The following is a 19,029-nucleotide window of genomic DNA, read 5'->3' as shown; positions in this document are numbered from 1 at the left end:
GCGCACGCGGCGACCCGGCCACAGCGCATTTCTGGCTGTTCTTTTCGGCGTGACGGGGTGGCGGGGTGCATGGTTCGGGCGCTCGATCCGGGCGTGTTGCGGTCGATTCTAAGGGTCACCCGCCTATCATGTAACGCTGTTGTTCCTGCATGGCAGGGACGTTTTCTGCCACGACTGCACGACCGCGGCCCGCCGCGCCACACCATGCCCAACCGCACCGTCTTCTTCGTCTCCGACGGCACCGGCATCACGGCCGAGACCTTCGGCAACTCGATCCTGGCGCAGTTCTCGAGCCGCCACCGGCATGTGCGCCGGCCCTTCATCGACACGGCCGAGAAGGCCGACCAGGTGATCGCCGAGATCAACGGCACGGCCGTGGTCGAGGGCAAGCGGCCGATCGTCTTCATCACGCTGGTCAACGACACCGTGCGCGACCGCATCTCGAGCCGCTGCAATGCGCTGGTGATGGACATGTTCCGCACCTTCGTCGAGCCGATCGAGGCCGAGCTTGGCATCAAGAGCAACCACCGGGTCGGCCGCTTCTCGGACGTCGCCAAGAGCCAGGAGTACCACGACCGGATCGAGGCGATCAACTTCTCGCTCGCCCACGACGACGGCCAGTCCTCGCGCAACCTCGCCGAGGCCGACGTGATCCTGGTCGGCGTCAGCCGCTGCGGCAAGACGCCGACCTCGCTGTACCTGGCGATGCAGCACGGCATCAAGGCCGCCAACTACCCGCTGATCCCCGACGACTTCGAGCGCGACGCGCTGCCGTCGAGCCTGCTGCCCTACAAGCGCAAGTGCTTCGGCCTGACCATCGACGCCGACCGCCTGAGCCAGATCCGCAACGAACGCCGCCCCGGCAGCAAGTACGCCGCGCTGGCCAACTGCCGCTACGAGATCAACGAGGCCGAGCGGCTGATGAAGCGCGAAGGCATCCACTGGCTGTCGTCGACGCACAAGTCGATCGAGGAGATCGCGACGACGATCCTCAGCGACATCCGCCCTGACAGACTCATCTACTGATCATTCTTCCGCCGCCGGCTCCGCGCGCATCAGCGCGATCAGCTCGTCGACCTTGAACGGCGCCCCGTGCGCCGCCTCGGCCTGGGCGGCGAGTTCGGCCTCGTCGGGCGCGGCCAGCACGCTGTCGGCCAGTTCGCGCTTGCGCTCGTGCAGCGCGACGATGGTCTCCTCCAGCGTGCCGGCGTTGACCAGCCGGTAGACCGTCACCGGGCGCTGCTGGCCGATGCGGTGGGCGCGACCGCTGGCCTGGTCCTCGGCGGCCGGGTTCCACCACGGGTCGGCGATGACGACGTAGTCCGCCACCGTCAGGTTCAGGCCAAAGCCGCCGGCCTTCAGGCTGATCAGGAACAGGCTGCCCTCGCCCGCCTGGAAGGCCGCGACGCGGCGGCTGCGTTCCGGCGCGGGCGTGCTGCCGTCGAGGTACTGGTAGGTGATGCCGGCCTCGTCCAGCGGCTCGCGCAGCAGGCCGAGAAAGTCGACGAACTGGCTGAACACCAGCGCCTTGTGGCCGTTGGCAACCAGCTCGCGCGCCAGCTCGCCGAAGGCCTGAACCTTGGCGCCCGGCTGGCGCAGGTCGGGCGTGACCAGGCGCGGATCGCAGGCGGCGCGGCGCAGCCGGGTCAGCTGGGCGAGGATGTTCAGGTGCGCCTGGCCGGTGGTCGCGCCACGCAGCGCCTCCTGGGCTTCCTGCAGGGCCTGGCGGCGCAGCGCCTCGTAGTGGGCGAGTTCGCTCTCGTTGCCCTGCACGCGCAGGACGCGTTCGGTGCGCGGCGGCAGGTCGTCGAGCACCTCGGCCTTGGTCCGGCGCAGCACGAAGGGCTGGATCAGCCGGCGCAGCGTGCGCTGGGCGCCGCGCTGGCGGTCACGTTCGATCGGCACCGCGAAGCGGGCGTTGAACTGGGCCGGCGTGCCCAGCAGGCCCGGGTTGCAGACCCGCATCAGCGACCACAGCTCGGCCAGCCGGTTCTCGATCGGCGTGCCCGACAGCGCCAGCCGGAAATCGGCCGCCAGCTCGAAGGCCGCCTGCGTGCGCTTGGCCGCCGCGTTCTTGATCGCCTGCGCCTCGTCGAGCACCAGCGTGTGCCAGCGCCGCGCCGCGAAGGCCTCGGCGTGCAGGAACTGCAGCTGGTAGCTGATCAGCACGACGTCGCCGGCACCGGCCTCGGCCAGCACGGCCTCGCGGTCGTCCTCGGCAAAGATGCGCACGTTCAGCGACGGCGCGAAACGCCGCAGCTCGGCCGCCCAGTTGCCGATCAGCGAGGTCGGCGCCAGCACCAGCGCCGCGCCGCCGGCGGCCCGCGCCAGCAGCACGGCGATGGCCTGCAGCGTCTTGCCCAGGCCCATGTCGTCGGCCAGCACCGCGCCCAGGCCGGCCTCGGCCAGCCGCATGGCCCATTGGTAGCCTTCGAGCTGATACGGCCGCAGCTCGGCCTGCAGCGTGGCCGGAAGCGCCGGTTCCCAGTGGCGGGCGCGCAGCAGCGTCTCCAGCCGGTCCTGGAAGCCGGCATCGGTCTTCAGCGCAGCCTCGTCCAGCGCGGCGGCCAGCCAGCCGGCGGCGACGGCCGGCAGGCGCAGCCCGCCGGTGGTGCTGCGCGGCAGCGGTTCGGAGACGGCGGCCAGGTCGTCGATGCGGCTGCGCAGCGCCTCGGTCAGCGCCAGAAAGCGGCCGTCGCCCAACGGCATGAAGCGGCTGCGCGTGGTGGCCGCCCAGTCGAGCAGCCGGCTGAGGCTGGCGACGAGTTGCTCGTCGACCTCGATGCCGCCCTGCAGCGCCAGCCATTCCTGGCCGGACTGCACCTGGACGCTGAACTGCCCCAGCCCGATGCGGTCGACCTGCATCGCCTTGCCCTGCGGCCAGTCCAGCGCGGCCACCGCGTTGAGCGTGTGCAGGCGCTCGACCAGCGCCAGCGCCGCCTCGGCATCGTCGACGCTCCACAGCGCCGGCACGACCTGGCCCTCGCTGCGGGCGACCGGCAGGGGCGCCAGCATCGGGCAGGCGTCGATGACGGTCTCCAGGTGGCTGCGTTCGGCTGCCAGGTCACGCTGGGCACCGAGCGTCTCGCCGCCGATCGCGGCGATCAGGCGCTGGCGACCGCTGCCGGGTGTCAGCCGCGGGCCTTCGGGGCCGAGCGGGGCGACCACCAGGCGCAGCCGCACGCCCGCGCCTTCCGGGCTCAGCTCGGCGCGCAGCCGGCTGTCGGTCGGCAGCTCGCGACTGGCGGCGACCTCGTCGGCGTGGATCTGGAAGTGCGCGCCCAGCCCCTTCAGCACGCCCTGCAGCTGCGCGGCGGCATGGCGCGGCACCGTCAGGCCCAGGCCGATCAGCTGGGCCGCGCGCTGCTGCGCCGGCGTGTAGCGCACCAGCCGGGCGCGCTGCGGTTCGTCGCGCAGCACGGTCAGCGTCAGCAGCGCCTGGGCTTCCTTCTGCGTCGCCGCGCCGGACCAGCGGACCATGCCGGCCAGCGGGTCGTGGCCGGCACTGCGCAGCGGCGGCTGCAGGCGCACCAGCAGGTCCTCGCCGTGTTCGATCACCTCCAGCTCGGGGCTGGCCTCGACCAGCTGGACGGCCCGCTCGGGCGCGTCGTCGAAGTCGACACACGGGTGACCGACCAGCGCCAGCAGCGCCACCGCGCGGTCGAGCTGGACATCGCGCGCGGCCACGCCCTTGCGGATCGCGCGGACCACGGCCGCGTCGTGCGGCAACAGGTTCTGGGCCTGCACCAGCCGGACCAGCGGCACCTCGCGCGACTTGCCCCAGCCGCGCGGCCCGAGCTTCTGCTCGAACGGCACGACCGCCAGCAGCGCGCCGTCGTCGTCGACCGTCAGGCGCCACCACATGCGGGTCTCGCTGGGCGCCGCCGTGGTGCCCCCTTCCGGTTCGGCCGCCGACCCGGCCAGGGCGGCCAGCGCGGCCAGCGCCACCTGCCAGCCGTCCTGCGGCGCGGGCACGAAGAAACGGGCCGGGACATCGGCATGGCGCAGCACCGCCAGCGCGCCGTCGAGCTGCGCGGCCGGTTCGGTCAGGCCGGCCGACAACAGGCGCTCGCGCAGCGCATCGGCCGAGGCCCATTCGGCCGGCGTCGGTTGCAGCGCCACCTGCTCGACATCGCCGCGCTCGTGCAGCCAGGCGCGCATCAGCCAGACCCACCAGTCGTTCGGCACGACCGCACCGGGCCGGCCCTGGAGACGCAGCGGGCGCAGGTCGCGCGGCAGGTCGCCCAGCCGCATCTGCAGCGCCAGCGCCATGACGCCCCACGGCGTCTGCGGATCGGCGCTGCGTCCCGCCCCTTCGGCCTGGCAGAACTTCAGCGCCGCCTGCAGGCGCGCCGCGCCGCCCTGCGCCGTGTGCTGCGCCATCTGCGCCTGCACCAGGAAGGTCGCCAGCAGCGGGTTCAGCAGGCCCTTGCGCTGCTGGGTCAGCTTGCGCAGCGCCGCGTGGTGGCGGTTGAAGAGCGTTTCAGCCTCGGCAAACGCGCCGCGCGCGCTGTGCGCCACGGCATCGAGCAGGCCGGCGCGGTGCGCCAGCCCGGGCGCGACGGCCGCCAGCGGCGCCAGCAGCGCCTGGGCCTCGTCGGCGCGGCCGGCCAGCGTCAGGTGTTCGGCGCAGAGCGTGCGCAGCGTGCGCACGACCGGCTCGACCGGTTCGGGCCAGACCTGGCCTTCGTGCGCGGCCAGCCAGTCCAGCGCCGCCTGCGGCAAGGCCAGCCGCGGCGGCGCGATCCAGCGGGTCAGCGCATCGGCCAGCGCCTGCGCCAGCACCTGGGCCTGGATCTGCGGATGCAGGTGCGGCAGGGTCTGGTCATCGGCGACATCGAGCACGGCACGTTCGAACACGCTGTCCCATTCGACCGTCCAGCCGCAGGCGTTGCGCAGGTGGGTCAGCTGGGCCGGCTCGGCGCCGCCGTAGAGCAGCAGCCGGGTCACCGACACCGCCATGTCCATGTGGCGGAAGGCGCCGACCGCCACGTGGCCGTTGATCCGGTCGATGCCTTCCTGCAGGCACAGCAGGCGCATCAGCGTGTCGGCGTCGTGGCTGCCGCGCAGGTCGGCGTCGGCCTCGGCCCAGCGTTCGGGCGCGACGCACCAGTAGCCCGGCCGATGGTCGGACGGCTGCAGCCAGCCAGCGTCGGTCAGCGTGTCGAAGGCGGCCTTGAGCTGTTCCTGGGTCAGGCGCTCGATGCCCTCGTCGCGCGCGCCCAGCGCCGCCGCCATCCGCCCGACCAGGCCGGTGACCCAGCTGCGCGGGCGCATCGTCGCGCCCAGCACCAGCGCCTGCAGCACCGCACGCTCGATCACGCCCAGCTGGCGCGCCAGGCTCACGGGATGAGCCTCTGGCGGGCCGATTCGTACAGGCAGATCGCGCCGGCCGCCGCGACGTTGAGCGACTCCTCGCCACCCGGTTGCGGGATCGTCAGCGTCAGCGCGCAACGCGCCAGCAGGGCCGCGTCGACGCCCTGCCCTTCATGGCCCAGCACCCAGGCGCAAGGCCACGGCAGGCGGGTGGTGTGCAGCGACTGCGCGGCGTGCGAGCTGGTCGCCAGCAGCGGCACGCCGAGCGTGTCGAGCGCCTCGGCTTCCACGCCCTCGATCAGGTGCAGCGCGAAATGCGCTCCCATCGCCGAGCGCAGCACCTTGGGCGACCACAGCGCCGCGCAACCCTTCAGCGCGATGACCTGCGGCACGCCCAGCGCGGCCGCACTGCGCAGCAGGGTGCCGACGTTGCCGGGATCCTGCAGCCGGTCCAGCACCAGCGCGGCGACACCGGCGCGCGGCAGCGGCGGCTGCTCGGGCAGGTCCATCAGCAGGCCGAACGGGCCGGCGGTCTCCAGCGAGCTGACCTCGCCGAGCAGCGCGTCGTCGAGCACGACCACCTCGGGCGCGGCCAGCGCCAGTTCGCGCCAGCGCGGTTGCAGCCAGGCACTCGCGCCGACCACCGCCAGCGACGGCCGGCCACCGCGCGCGGCCAGCGCCCGGGCCAGATGATCGCCTTCGAGCCAGACGCGGCCGAGCTTGCGGTAGGCGCCGGGATCGGTCGCCAGCCGGCGCAGGTCCTTCAGCAGCGCGTGGCTGCGCGAGCGGATCTCGCGGACCTTGGGCGCGGCGGAGTCGGGGAAGGTCATCGGCGGGTCTCGTGGGTCGGACTGCGCAGCGCCTGCGCCGCCTCGGCCTCGCGCACCGGCGCGTAGCTGCGGCGGTGTTCCGGGCAGGGGCCGTGAGCCTGCAGCGCGGCCTGGTGGGCGGCGGTCGGGTAGCCCTTGTGGACCGCGAAGCCGTAGGCCGGGTAGCGGCGGTCCAGGTCCAGGCAGAGCCGGTCGCGGTGGACCTTGGCGAGGATCGACGCGGCGCTGATCGCCGCCACCTTGGCGTCGCCCTGCACGATCGCCTCGGCGGGGATGCGCAGCACCGGCACGCGGTTGCCGTCGACCAGCACCTTGGCCGGCTTGAGCCGCAGGCCCTCGACGGCGCGGCGCATCGCCAGCATCGTCGCGTGCAGGATGTTCAGGCGGTCGATCTCCTCGACGCTGGCCTCGGCGATGCAGCAGGCCAGCGCCTTGGCGCGGATCTCGTCGTAGAGCCGTTCGCGCCGCAGCGCGGTCAGCTTCTTCGAGTCGGCCAGTCCGACGATGGGCTGCAGCTCGTCGAGGATCACGGCCGCCGCCACCACCGGCCCGGCCAGCGGCCCGCGCCCGGCCTCGTCGACACCGGCGAGCAGCCCGGGGCGGTCGAAGACCAGCGGGATCTGCTGCGGGCGTGCGGCCGGCATCGACCTAGCGCCCGAGGACTTGCGCGATGGCATCGGCGGCCCGCCGCGCGGTGTCCTGGCGCAGCGTCTGATGGAGTTCGGTGAAGCGGACGGCCAGGCGCTCGCAGGCGGCCGGATCGTCCAGCCAGCGCAAGGCGGCTGCGGCGATGGCCTCGGGCGTGGCGGCGTCCTGCAGCAGCTCGGGCACCGCGAAGGTCTCGGCGCCCTCGCCCAGCCGGACCTTGCGCAAGGCCGGCGGCGCGCTGGCCGCGTCCAGCCGCAGCAGGATGTTGGGCAGGCCGACGCAGGGCTGGTAGGACATGCGCGTCATCAGCTGCCAGCTCAGACCGCTGAGGCGATAGACGATCACCATCGGCCGCTTGAACAGCGCGGCTTCGAGCGTGGCCGTGCCGCTGGCGATCAGCGTCAGGTCGCAGGCCGCCAGCGCGGTGTGCAACTGGCCATCGGTCAACGTCAGCGGCAGGTCCGGCGCGTGTTCGGCCAGCAGCGGCTCGACCAGCGCGCGCAGCCCCGGCGCCACCGGCAGCACGAAGCGCAGGTCCGGGCGGCGCCGGGCCAGCAGCGCGGCGGCCTGCAGCAGCGGTGCGGCGATGTGGCGGATCTCGCCGCGCCGGCTGCCCGGCAGCAGCGCCACCAGCGGCACGCCGTCGGCGATGCCAAGGGCGGCGCGGGCCTGGGCGCGCGGCACGTCCAGGGGGATGTGGTCGGCCAGCGGATGACCGACGTAGCTGGCCGCAATGCCGGCCTGGGCGTAGATCGCCGGCTCGAACGGGAACAGGCACAGCACCCGATCGGCGGCGCGGCGGATCTTCTCGATGCGCCCGCCGCGCCAGGCCCAGATCGACGGGCTGACGAAATGCACCGTGCGGATGCCGGCGGTCTTCAGCCGTTCTTCGAGGCCAAGGTTGAAGTCGGGCGCGTCGACGCCGATGAAGGCCTCGGGCCGGTCGGCCAGCAGGCGGTCACCAAGCTGGCGGCGGATGCCGGCGATCTCGCGGTAGTGGCGCAGCGCGTCGACGTAGCCGAACACGGCCAGCTTGTCCTGCGGCCACCAGCTCTCGAAGCCGCCGGCGATCATGCGCGGACCGCCAATGCCCTGCGCCACCAGCTGCGGCCAGCGCGCCCGCAGCCCGCCCAGCAGCAGCCCGGCGAGCAGGTCGCCGGAGGTCTCGCCTGCGACGAGGGCGAGGCGCGGGTCGGCCGTCATCGCATCAGCGGACGATGCCGCGCTGCGCCTGGTCGAGGAAGGTCAGCATCATGTCCAGGTCGTCGTCGCCACCGTCGACCGTGCCACGCAGCTCGACCAGCTCGGCACGCGCGGCTTCCAGCGTCAGGCCCTTGCGGTAGAGGATGCGGTGCATCTGCTTGAGCTGCGCCAGGCGCTCGGGGCTGTAGCCGCGACGGCGCGGGCCTTCGAGGTGCGCGCTCTGGGCCTCGGCCGGGTTGCCGGCCGCGACGATGAAGGGCGGCAGGTCCTGCGACAGCCGGGTCTGGAAGCCGACCATCGCGTAGTCGCCGATGCGCACGAACTGGTGCACACCGGTGATGCCGCCGATCAGCGTCTTGTTGCCGACCTCGACGTGGCCGGCGAACTGCACCGCGTTGGCGATGACGTTGTCGTCGCCGATCCGGCAGTCGTGCGCGACGTGGACATAGGCCATCACCCAGTTGCGGTCGCCGACCTGCGTCACGCCACCGGCACCGACGACGCCGAGGTTGAAGGTGCAGAACTCGCGGATGGTGTTGCCGTCGCCGATGCGCAGCTCGGTCGGCTCGCCGGCGTACTTCTTGTCCTGCGGGACGGCGCCCAGCGAGCAGAACTGGAAGATGCGGTTGTCGCGGCCGATCGTGGTGTGGCCCTCGATCACGCAGTGCGGACCGATGGTCGTGCCTTCGCCGACGACCACGTGCGGGCCGATGATCGTGTAGGGGCCGACGCTGACGGACTCGTGCAGCTGCGCGGCCGCGTCGACGATCGCGGTGGGGTGGATCTGAGCCATGGCGGGGAGCGCGGGACGGGTGTTCAGCGCGCGATCACGAGATGCGGCGCATCGTGCACATCAGCTCGGCTTCGGTGCAGGTCTCGCCGTCGACCGAGGCGCGGGTCTTGTACTTGTAGATGCCGGCCTTGTGGCGCTCGATGGTCGATTCGAGGATCAGCTGGTCGCCCGGCTCGACCGGACGCTTGAAGCGCACGCCGTCGATGCCGACGAAGTAGACGACCGAGTCGTCGCCCGGATCCTCGTCCATCGATGCGAACGACAGCAGGGCCGAGGCCTGCGCCAGCGCTTCGAGGATCAGCACGCCCGGCATCACCGGACGGTGCGGGAAGTGGCCGGTGAAGAACGGCTCGTTGATCGTGACGTTCTTGATCGCCTTGATCCACGTGTTCTTCTTCATGTCGACGACGCGGTCGACCAGCAGGAAGGGGTAGCGATGCGGCAGCTTCTTGACGATCTGGTGGATGTCCATCGTCTTCGGGAAGCCGTCGTCGTTCGTCTGGGCGTCGGTCGTGGAGGTCGTGGTCATGGTGTGTCGATCTTCTTTTCGAGGCTGCGCAGGCGATCGCGCAGCGTGTGCAGTTGACGCAAGGTGGCCGCGTTCTTCTCCCACGACGCGTTGTCGTCGATCGGGAAGACGCCGCTGTACTGGCCCGGCCGGGTGATCGAGCGCATCACCACGCTCGCGGCCGAGATGTGCACGCCGTCGGCCAGTTCGAGGTGACCCAGCACGATCGCGCCGCCACCGACGGTGCAGCCGCGGCCGATCTTCGCGCTCCCGGCGATGCCGACGCAACCGGCCATCGCGCTGTGGTCGCCGATGTGGACGTTGTGGCCCACCTGGATCAGGTTGTCGAGCTTGACGCCATCGCCGATCACCGTGTCGCCCAGGGCGCCACGGTCGATGCAGGTGTTGGCGCCGATCTCGACGTCGTCGCCGATGCGCACGCCGCCGAGCTGCTCGATCTTGTCCCAGCGGCCCTGGTGCGGCGCGAAGCCGAAGCCGTCGGCACCGATCACGACGCCCGCGTGCAGCAGGCCGCGTGCGCCGATGCGGGTGCCATGCATCAGCGTCACGTGCGGTGCGAGCCGGGTGTGGGCGCCGATGACGACACCGGCACCGATGCAGGCATGGGCGCCGATCGTGGCGCCTTCACCGAGCTCGGCACCGGCCTCGATCACCGCGAGCGGACCGACGGTGACGCGGTCGCCAAGCGTGACGCCCTCGCCGATCACGGCCGAAGGATGCACGCCGGTCACCGCCCTGGAACGCAGCCGCGCCGACCACCACTGGGTCAGCCGGGCGTAGTAGTGATAGGGGTCGGGCGTGACGATCGCCGCCCCGCGCTGCGCGGCAGCTTCGGCCAGCGCCGGCGCGACGATCACGCAGCCGGCGGCCGAGGTCTCGAGTTGCGCCCGGTAACGCGGGTTGGCGATGAAGCTGATCGCGTGGCCATCGGCCTGGCCGATCGCGGCGATGCGATGGATCACCAGCGCCGGGTCGCCCAGCAGTTCACCCCCCAGCGCCGCCTGGATCTCGTGCAGCGTGGTGGTGACGTCCAGGGCGTGTCGCGCGTTCACTTGGCCGCAGGGGCCGGTTGCGCGTTCAGGGCCTTGATCACCTTGTCGGTGATGTCGACGCGGGCGCTGGCATGGATGGCGTCCTGCAGGATCAGGTCATACTTTTCCTGCTCGAAGATCTGCCGGATGACCTTGTTGGCGCGTTCGACGACGTTGGCCAGTTCCTCGTTCTTGCGCTGGGCCAGGTCTTCCTGGAAGGCCGTGCGCTTGCGCTGGATGTCGCGTTCCTGCTCGACCAGCTCGCGCTGGCGGCGGTTGCGTTCCGTGTCGCTGAGCGTCGGAGCGTCCTTGTCCAGCTTGTCGACACCGGCCTTGTATCGCGCCGAGGCGTCCTCGATTTCCTTGTTGCGCTTGCCGAACTCGGCCTCGAGCTTGGTCTGGGCCGCCTTGGCCGGACCGGCTTCGCGCAAGATGCGGTCGCTGCTCACGTAGCCGATCTTCAGCTCCTGGGCCCGCAGCATCGGGGCAGACAAGGTCAGCATGGCCACGGTGGCCAGCGTCAAGAGCGTGGGCTTCTTCATCAGAATGCGGTACCGATCTGGAACTGGAAGCGCTGGATTCTATCCGTACGGGCATAGCGCAGAGGCTGGCCCCACGCCAGCTTGAGCGGCCCGACCGGCGAGACCCAGGACAGGCCGACGCCGGCCGACATGCGGATCGGGTTCTCCTTGGAGTCGCCGATCTTCTCGCCCTCGCGCCAGACGTTGCCGGCATCGGCGTAACCGAAGATGCGCAGCGTGCGGTCGTTGCCCACGCCCGGGAACGGCACGTAGAGCTCGGCGTTGAGGTTCAGGCGCCGGTTGCCGCCCAGGTAGGCGCCGGTCACGTCGACGGCACCGAGCGAGTTCTGGTCAAAGCCGCGCACCGTGCCCAGGCCGCCGCCGTAGAAGTTCTTGAACACCGGGTAGGTGTGGCCGTTGAGGCCCTGGCCCCAGCCGAACTCGCCGTTCAGGCCCAGCGTGAAGCGCTTGTTGAGCGGGATGTACTGCTGAATCTGGTAGTTGCTGCGGACGTAGCGGGTGTCGCCGGCCACGCCCCACTCGACGTTCAGGCGCTGGTACAGGCCCTTGTTGGGCACCAGCGCGCTGTCGCGGCCGTCGCGTTGCCAGCCCAGCGTCAGCGGCACGGAGGTGCTGCTGTCGCCGAACTGGGCGCGTTGGCGGAAATACACCTCGGGCAGCGCGTTGGCCGCCCGGATCGTCGTGCGCTCGGCGCCGCCGCCGAAGAACACCGTGTCGAGCTCGGTGAAGGGCACGCCGAAACGCACCGAGGCGCCCGGCGTGACCAGCTGGTAGTCCTCGCCCTGGCTGTTGAGCGGCCGGTTGGTCCGGTAGAAGACGTCGATCGCGCGCGAGATGCCGTCTTCGGTGAAGTACGGGTTCACGTGCGACAGCACCAGCGTGCGCGAGAACTTGCCGGTGTTCAGCTCGACGCCCAGGTAGTTGCCGGTGCCGAAGACGTTGTCCTGCTTGACCGCGAAGTTGAACGACAGCTTCTCGGCGCTCGAGTAGGTCGCGCCCAGCAGCAGGCTGCCGGTGGCCTTCTCGGTCACGTTCATCGTCAGGTCGACCTGGTCCTGCGTGCCGGGCACCTCGCTGGTGTCGAACTCGGCCTCGCTGAAGTAGCCCAGGCGGTTGACCCGGTCGCGCGACAGCTGGATGCGTGCGCCGTCGTACCAGGACGATTCGAGCTGGCGCAGCTCGCGGCGGATCACCTCGTCGCGGGTCTTCGAGTTGCCGGCCAGGTTGATGCGGCGCACGTAGACGCGCCGGCCCGGATCGGCATTGAGCTGCACCTGCACGCGGCCGGTGTTGCGGTCGATCTTGGGCACCGCCTCGACCCGCGCGAAGGCGAAGCCGAACAGGCCGAAGCGGTCGGTGAAGGCCCGCTGGGTCTCGTTGACCGCCTCCGAGCGGTACGGCTCGCCCGGCTTGATCGTCACCAGCGAGCGGAACTCGTCGTCCTTGCCGAGGTAGTCACCCGACAGCTGCACCGCCGTGACGGTGTATTGCTGGCCCTCGCGCACGTTGATCGTGATCGAGATCGTCTGCTTGTCCGGCGAGATCGCGACCTGGGTCGACTCGACCACGAACTCCAGGTAGCCCCGGTTGAGGTACCAGGCCCGCAGCGTCTCCAGGTCGGCGTTGAGCTTGGCGCGCGAATAGCGGTCGCTCTTCGTGTACCAGGTCATCAGGCCGCCGGCGGTCAGGTCCAGCTCGGCCAGCAGCGTGCTTTCCGGGAAGGCCTTGCTGCCGGTGATGCGGATCTCGCGGATGCGGGCGATGCCGCCCTCGGTCACCGCGAAGCTGACGTTGACGCGGTTGCGCTCGATCGGCGTGATGGTGGTGACCACCTCGGCGCCGTAGTAGCTGCGCGTCAGGTACTGGCGCTTGAGCTCCTGCTCGGCGCGGTCGGCCAGGCCGCGGTCGAAGGGCTGGCCCTCGCCGATGCCGACGTCCTTCAGCGCCTTGGTCAGCGTGTCGCGGTCGAACTCGCTGGTGCCGGTGAAATCGACCGACGCGATGATCGGGCGCTCCTCGATCACGACCACGACGACCCGATCGCTGACCTCCAGCCGGACGTCCTTGAACAGGCCGGTGGCGTAGAGCGCACGCAGGGCCGCCGCGCCCTTGTCGTCGTTGTACGTGTCGCCGACGCGGAACGGCAGCGACGCGAACACCGTGCCCGCCTCGGTGCGTTGCAGGCCTTCGATGCGGATGTCCTGCAGCACGAAGGGTGTCACCGCCCAGGCCGGCAGGCCCAGGCCGAGCCAGCCGGCGGCGATCGCCGCGATCAGGCGGGATGAGGTTCGGAGGGGTGCGTGTGGGTGCATGCGGATCACAGCTGCCCGACCAGTCGGGCCACGTCGTTGTAGAGCGCCAGCGACATCATCACCAGGATGATGAACAGGCCGCCGCGTTGGAGTCGTTCGATCCAGGCATCGGGGATGGGTCGCCCGGCCACCGCCTCGAACGCGAAGAAAAGCAGATGACCGCCGTCCAGCATCGGCAGCGGCAGCAGGTTGAGCACGCCCAGGCTGACGCTGACGACGGCCAGGAAGCCGAGGTAGTAGGCCAGGCCCAGCTGCGCCGACTGGCCGGCGTATTCGGCAATCGTCAGCGGACCGCTCAGGTTGCGCGGCGACGCCTCGCCGGTGACGATGCGGCCGAGCATCTTCAGCGTCAGCATCGACATTTCGCCGGTCCGTTCCAGGCCGCGCTGCAGGCCCTCGACCGGTCCGAGCCGGACCAGCGCCAGCTTGACGCCGGAGCCGACCACCGCCTCGATCCGGCCGACGCGCTGGCCGCGGTCGTCGACGATCGCAGGCGTGACGACGATCTCCATGCGCTGACCGGCGCGGTCGATCTGCCAGAGCTGGCTGCCGGGCGGCAAGGCGGCCGGCGGTGGCGCAGCGGCGGCGTTCAGGGTCTCGGCGATGTCGGCGACGGGCGCCAGGTCGGTCGTGACGGGCATCGACGGACCGGAAGCCGGTGCTGCGGCCGGGCCGTTGGCCACGGCAGACGCCGCCGTCGGCGCAGCGGCGGCCGGCGCGGCGACCGCACCGTTCGCCTTCACGTTCGCGTTCACCGGCACATCCCGCGCGACCGCCCGGATCATTCCGCGCAGCGCCGCGCCATCGGCCACGACACGGCCGTCGACGCTCAGCACACGATCACCCGACCGCAGACCGGCGCGTTCGGCCGCGCCACCGGCGACGATGTCGCCCAGCACCGGCTCGGACAGCGGCCCGGGCAGGCCGATGCGGCGCATCAGGCCCGGATCGGCGTCGGTCGCCCCGAGCCGCGCCAGTTCCAGCGTCAGCACCTGCTCGCTGCCGTCGGCGCGCCGCACGCTCATCTGCACATCGCGGCCGTCGAGCGCGGCGCGCGTCAGTTGCCAGCGCAGGTCGGTGAACGACAGCACCTCGCGAGTCGACGACCCGTCTGCGTCAGCGAGTCCGAGCACCTGATCGCCGGGCATCACGCCGGCCAGCTCGGCCGGCGACGACGCCACCGGTGTGCCCAGCAGCGGCAGGGGCTCCTCGGTGCCGACCCAGTGGGCGGCGGCGTACATCAGCACGGCCAGCACCAGATTGGCCAGCGGCCCCGCCGCGACGATGAAGGCGCGCTGCGACAACGGCTTGTGGTTGAAGGCGCGGTCGCGTTCCTCGGGTGCCACGGGCGCCTCGCGCTCGTCGAGCATGCGCACGTAGCCGCCCAGCGGCAGGAGGCCCAGCACCCACTCGGTCTCACCGCTCTGGCGCCGCCAGATCGGGCGGCCGAAGCCGATCGAGAAGCGCAGCACCTTGACGTTGCAGGCCCGAGCGGCGCGGTAGTGGCCCCACTCGTGCACGGCGATCAGCACCGCCAGCGTCAACAGGAAGGACAACAAGGTGTTCATGCGCTCTCGCGGGCGGCGGTCACGCCGCCAGTTCGGTCACGCGCTGGCGGGCCAGCGCGCGGCTTTCCTGGTCAAGGGCCAGCAGGCCCTCGACCGATGAGGCCGCCGTCTCCGGCACGGCCAGGCGAGCCAGCACGTCCGCGTTCAGGGCGGCAATCTGGTCGAAGCGCAGGCGGCCGCCGAGGAAGGCCTCCACCGCCACCTCGTTGGCGGCATTGAGCACCGCCGTGCTGCCCTCGCGGGCCTGCAGGGCCTGCCAGGCCAGCGGCAAGGCCGGGTAGCGGCGATCGTCGGCCGGCTCGAAGGTCAGCGGCTTCAGGCCGAGGAAATCGAGCATCGACGCGCCGGAGGCGATCCGCGCCGGCCAGCTCAGGCCGTAGGCGATCGGCACGCGCATGTCGGGCGTGCCCATCTGCGCCAGCACCGAGTGGTCGCGGCAGACCACCATCGAATGGATGATGCTTTGCGGGTGCAACACGACACGGACCTGCGCCGACTGCAGGTCGAACAGCCAGCGCGCCTCGATCACCTCGAGCGCCTTGTTCATCATCGTGGCCGAGTCGACCGAGATCTTGCGGCCCATGACCCAGTTCGGATGGGCGCAGGCCTGGTCCGGCGTGACGCTGGCGAGCGTCGCCGGGTCGCGGTCGCGGAACGGCCCGCCGGAGGCGGTCAGCACGATGTGGTCGATGCGCGCGGCCCAGGTCGACCGGTCTTCCGGCAGGCACTGGAAGATCGCCGAATGTTCGCTGTCGATCGGCAGCAGCGTCGCACCGCCCGACTTGACCGCGCCCATGAACAGCGCGCCGCCCAGCACGATCGCCTCCTTGTTGGCCAGCATCAGGCGCTTGCCGGCGCGTGCGGCGGCCAGGCAGGGCGGCAGACCGGCTGCACCGACGATCGCGGCCATGACCGCGTCGGTGTCCGGATCGGCGGCGACCTGCGACAGCGCGTCGGCGCCGTGCAGCACCTCGGTGCGCAGGCCGGCGGCACGCAGCCGCGCCTGCAGGTCGGCGGCCTGATCGGCCCTGGCGACCACGGCCCGGCGCGGGCGCCAGCTCAGGCATTGCGCGGCCAGCTCGTCGATGCGGCTGTGCGCCGTCAGCGTCGTGACCTCGTAGGCCTCGGGATGGCGCGACAGCACGTCCAGCGTGCTGGTCCCGATCGAGCCGGTCGAGCCCAGGATGCAGACGCGCAGCCGACCACCGGCCGGCATCGTGGGGATCGGGGCGGCGGCAGCGTTCATGTCGTCAGCAAGGCAAGCGCCAGCGGGCAGACCGGCAGCAGGGCATCGATGCGGTCGAGCACGCCGCCATGGCCGGGCAGCAGCGCGCTGCTGTCCTTGGCCCCGGCGCTGCGCTTGACCATCGACTCGAACAGGTCGCCGACCACGCTGAGGGCGGCCAGGAACAGGCAGGCCAGCACCAGACCGAACCAGCCGCCACGCTGCAGCAAGGCGGTGTAGAGGCTGGCACCCGCCTCGGGATGGCCGGCGTCCCAGGCGATCCAGCCCAGCGCCAGCGCCAGCACGCCGGCCATGCCGGTGTAGACGCCCGCCCAGCTCTTGCCCGGACTGATCGCCGGCGCCAGCTTGCGCCGGCCCCAGGCACGCCCACCGAAGTAGGCCGCGATGTCGGCCATCCAGACCAGGCAGAACAGCGACAGCAGGAAGTTCAGGCCGCGCAGGCGCGCCTCGGCAATCGCCAGCCAGGCCAGCCACAGCAGCGCCAGGCCCAGCAGCAGCCGTGCGGCCACCGGCACGTGCGGCCAGCCGGTCACGCCCTTGGCGAGGGCGGCGGCACCCCCCAGCACCCACAGCAGCAAGGCGAGCTGCCACAGCGGTGCCGGCACATGACCGACCCAACCCTGCGCCAGCGCCACGCCACAGCCGGCCGCGACGATCGCGGCGAGCCCGAAGGCCGGCAAACCGGGAGTCTGGTTGAGGCGGGACCATTCCCAGCCGGCCGCGGCGATCATCACCAGGGTCAAGAGCTGGAAGGGCCAGGCACTGGCGGCCAGCAAGGCCGGCAACAGCACGGCGAGCAGGACCAGGGCCGTGATGACGCGCGTTCTGAGCATGGTCCGGCGGCCTCAGGTTTCGGGGGCGTAGCTGACGGGGGTTCCGTCGGCCTTGACGTCCTTCTTCACCCGGCCGAATCGGCGGTCGCGGGCGGCGTAGTCTGCCAGGGCCGCGTCGAGCGCCTGCTCGTCGAAATCGGGCCACAGGCAGTCGGTGAAATACAGCTCGGCATAAGCCGCCTGCCACAGCAGGAAATTCGAGATCCGGATCTCGCCGCCGGTGCGCACGAACAGGTCGAGCTCAGGCGCATCGGACAACGACAGGCGACGGGCCAGCGCAGCCTCGTCGATCGACTCGGCCGGCACGCCCTCGCGCACCAGCGCCTGGCAGGCCTGCGCCACGTCCCAGCGGCCGCCATAGTTGAAGGCGACGTTGACGGTGATGGCGCGGTTGCCGGCGGTCAGGGCCTCGGCGTGGTCCCAGGCCTCGCGGACCTTGGCGTTCACGCGGGCACGGTCGCCGATGATGCGGATGCGCACGCCATCCTCGGCCATGCGCGTCAGGTACTTCGAGACCGCCACCAGCACCAGGTTCATCAGCCCGGAGACTTCCTCCTGAGGCCGGTTCCAGTTCTCGGACGAGAACGCGAACACCGTGAGGTGCTCGATGCCGCGGTCACGGCAGGCCCGGATGATGCGCACCAGCGCGTCGACACCGAACTTGTGACCGACCACGCGCGGCATCATGCGCCGGTTGGCCCAGCGGCCATTGCCGTCCATGACGATGGCGAGGTGGCGAGGCACACGCGGTGCGTCGCCGGTCGGGAGATGGCTCATCGGGCCGTCGACGGATGACGGCCGTCAGACGGCCATGATCTCCGCTTCCTTGCCCTGCACCAGCTTGTCGATCTCGGCGACGGTGCGGTCGGTCAGCTTCTGCACCTCGTCGATCGAGCGGCGCTCGTCGTCTTCGGTGATCAGCTTGTCCTTGAGCAGCTTCTTGGCGTGCTCGTTGGCATCACGACGCAGGTTGCGCACGGCGACCTTGGCGTCCTCGCCGGCATGGCGCACGACCTTGGTCAACTCCTTGCGGCGCTCCTCGGTCAGGGCCGGCATCGGCACGCGGATCAGGTCGCCCATGGTCGACGGGTTCAGCCCCAGATCCGACTCGCGGATGGCCTTCTCGATCTTCTGGCCCATGCCCTTCTCCCAGGGCTGGACGCTGATGGTGCGCGCGTCGATCAGCGACACGTTGGCCACCTGGCTGATCGGCAGCATCGAGCCGTAGTACTCGACCTGGACCTGGTCGAGGATGCCCGGGTGGGCCCGGCCGGTGCGGATCTTCTGCAGTTCGTTCTTGAAGGCCTCGATGGACTTGGCCATCTTGGCTTCGGCATTCTTCTTGATGTCGGCGATGCTCATCGTGGGACTCCTCGGGGACGCTCGGATTCAGACGTGGACCAGCGTGCCCTCGTCCTCGCCCTGCACGACGCGCTTCAGGGCGCCGGGCTTGAAGATCGAGAACACCTTGATCGGCAGCTTCTGGTCGCGGCACAGCGCGAACGCGGTCGCGTCGAGCACCTGCAGGTTCTGGATGATGGCCTCGTCGAAGGTCAACGAGGGATAGCGCGTGGCGTTCGGATCCTTCTTCGGATCGGCGGTGTAGACACCGTCGACCTTGGTGGCCTTCAGCATGATCTGGGCACCCATCTCGGCGCCACGCAGCGCGGCGGCGGTGTCGGTCGTGAAGAAGGGGTTGCCGGTTCCGCCGGCGAACACCACGACCTTGCCTTCCTCGAGGTACTGCAGCGCCTTGGGCCGCACGTAGGGCTCGACCACCTGGTCGATGCCGATGGCCGACATCACGCGGGCGGTCATGCCCTCCAGACGCATCGTGTCGGCCAGGGCCAGGGCGTTCATCACCGTGGCCAGCATGCCCATGTAATCGGCCGTCGCGCGGTCCATGCCGACCGAGCCTCCCGCCACGCCGCGGAAGATGTTGCCACCGCCGATGACCACCGCGACCTCGCAGCCCAGCTGGGTGACTTCCTGGATCTCGCGCACCATGCGGACGATGGTCGCGCGGTTGATGCCGTAGGCATCGTCGCCCATCAGGGCCTCTCCGGAAAGTTTCAGCAGGATGCGTTTGTAGGCCGGCATGCAGGTTCCTCGGGGTAGCGAAAACAGCGTTCGAGTGTAGGCCAAGGCACCTTCGCCCCGGCCTGGGGACCCGCCCCG

At 71.0% G+C, this 19,029-nt stretch carries 16 protein-coding genes; 1 reads left to right on the top strand and 15 read right to left on the bottom strand.

Features of this window, described 5'->3' with window-relative positions:
* Positions 1 to 204 precede the first annotated feature (204 nt).
* The gene (ppsR, locus tag ACWA7K_RS01560; RefSeq protein ID WP_456164973.1) at positions 205 to 1,026 is read left to right on the top strand and encodes a posphoenolpyruvate synthetase regulatory kinase/phosphorylase PpsR; all 822 of its coding nucleotides are present in this window, start codon (positions 205 to 207) and stop codon (positions 1,024 to 1,026) included.
* Here the strand turns inward: ppsR and ACWA7K_RS01555 are convergent, their stop codons facing one another.
* The 15 genes from ACWA7K_RS01555 to pyrH are packed head-to-tail and all read right to left on the bottom strand — an operon-like array spanning position 1,027 to position 18,951.
* Positions 1,027 to 5,346: a DEAD/DEAH box helicase gene (locus tag ACWA7K_RS01555; RefSeq protein ID WP_456164971.1), complete on the bottom strand. Its 4,320-nt coding sequence runs from the start codon at positions 5,344 to 5,346 to the stop codon at positions 1,027 to 1,029. It abuts the gene before it with no gap.
* Positions 5,343 to 6,146, bottom strand: coding sequence for a TrmH family RNA methyltransferase (locus ACWA7K_RS01550; RefSeq protein WP_456164969.1), 804 nt, complete (start codon positions 6,144 to 6,146; stop codon positions 5,343 to 5,345). Before ACWA7K_RS01550 ends, ACWA7K_RS01555 begins: the two co-directional genes overlap by 4 nt.
* Positions 6,143 to 6,823, bottom strand: a complete 681-nt coding sequence (gene rnhB / locus ACWA7K_RS01545; RefSeq protein WP_456164967.1) for a ribonuclease HII — start codon at positions 6,821 to 6,823, stop codon at positions 6,143 to 6,145. Before rnhB ends, ACWA7K_RS01550 begins: the two co-directional genes overlap by 4 nt.
* On the bottom strand, positions 6,795 to 7,997 hold the full coding sequence (lpxB, locus tag ACWA7K_RS01540) for a lipid-A-disaccharide synthase (protein WP_456210302.1): 1,203 nt from the start codon (positions 7,995 to 7,997) through the stop codon (positions 6,795 to 6,797). The genes rnhB and lpxB overlap by 29 nt, the downstream gene beginning before the upstream one ends.
* Positions 7,998 to 8,001: 4 nt before the next feature.
* Positions 8,002 to 8,790, bottom strand: a complete 789-nt coding sequence (gene lpxA / locus ACWA7K_RS01535; protein WP_456164963.1) for an acyl-ACP--UDP-N-acetylglucosamine O-acyltransferase — start codon at positions 8,788 to 8,790, stop codon at positions 8,002 to 8,004.
* Between the two features lie 34 nt (positions 8,791 to 8,824).
* Positions 8,825 to 9,262, bottom strand: coding sequence for a 3-hydroxyacyl-ACP dehydratase FabZ (gene fabZ / locus ACWA7K_RS01530; RefSeq protein WP_456168652.1), 438 nt, complete (start codon positions 9,260 to 9,262; stop codon positions 8,825 to 8,827).
* A 53-nt stretch (positions 9,263 to 9,315) separates the two neighbouring features.
* Entirely contained in the window at positions 9,316 to 10,371 is a 1,056-nt protein-coding gene (gene lpxD / locus ACWA7K_RS01525) for a UDP-3-O-(3-hydroxymyristoyl)glucosamine N-acyltransferase (RefSeq protein ID WP_456164961.1), read from the bottom strand.
* Entirely contained in the window at positions 10,368 to 10,892 is a 525-nt protein-coding gene (locus ACWA7K_RS01520; RefSeq protein WP_456164959.1) for an OmpH family outer membrane protein, read from the bottom strand. Before ACWA7K_RS01520 ends, lpxD begins: the two co-directional genes overlap by 4 nt.
* Entirely contained in the window at positions 10,892 to 13,204 is a 2,313-nt protein-coding gene (gene bamA / locus ACWA7K_RS01515; protein ID WP_456164957.1) for an outer membrane protein assembly factor BamA, read from the bottom strand. Before bamA ends, ACWA7K_RS01520 begins: the two co-directional genes overlap by 1 nt.
* A 5-nt stretch (positions 13,205 to 13,209) precedes the next feature.
* Positions 13,210 to 14,772, bottom strand: a complete 1,563-nt coding sequence (gene rseP / locus ACWA7K_RS01510) for an RIP metalloprotease RseP (RefSeq protein ID WP_456164955.1) — start codon at positions 14,770 to 14,772, stop codon at positions 13,210 to 13,212.
* 19 nt (positions 14,773 to 14,791) lie between these two features.
* A complete protein-coding gene (locus ACWA7K_RS01505) occupies positions 14,792 to 16,018 on the bottom strand; it encodes a 1-deoxy-D-xylulose-5-phosphate reductoisomerase (RefSeq protein WP_456210300.1) in 1,227 nt (408 codons plus the stop codon).
* A complete protein-coding gene (locus ACWA7K_RS01500) occupies positions 16,015 to 16,851 on the bottom strand; it encodes a phosphatidate cytidylyltransferase (protein WP_456164951.1) in 837 nt (278 codons plus the stop codon). The genes ACWA7K_RS01505 and ACWA7K_RS01500 overlap by 4 nt, the downstream gene beginning before the upstream one ends.
* A gap of 12 nt (positions 16,852 to 16,863) precedes the next feature.
* On the bottom strand, positions 16,864 to 17,628 hold the full coding sequence (gene uppS, locus ACWA7K_RS01495; RefSeq protein ID WP_456164949.1) for a polyprenyl diphosphate synthase: 765 nt from the start codon (positions 17,626 to 17,628) through the stop codon (positions 16,864 to 16,866).
* Positions 17,629 to 17,652: 24 nt separating this feature from the next.
* Positions 17,653 to 18,213, bottom strand: a complete 561-nt coding sequence (gene frr, locus ACWA7K_RS01490; protein ID WP_456164947.1) for a ribosome recycling factor — start codon at positions 18,211 to 18,213, stop codon at positions 17,653 to 17,655.
* Between the two features lie 27 nt (positions 18,214 to 18,240).
* A complete protein-coding gene (gene pyrH, locus ACWA7K_RS01485; RefSeq protein ID WP_456164945.1) occupies positions 18,241 to 18,951 on the bottom strand; it encodes a UMP kinase in 711 nt (236 codons plus the stop codon).
* Positions 18,952 to 19,029: the final 78 nt, after the last annotated feature.

The sequence above is a fragment of the Leptothrix mechoopdaensis (SeqCode) genome (genome assembly GCF_053893855.1).
Note: the sequence above shows the minus strand (reverse complement) of the source record. Positions and strands in the feature narration are given on the sequence as shown.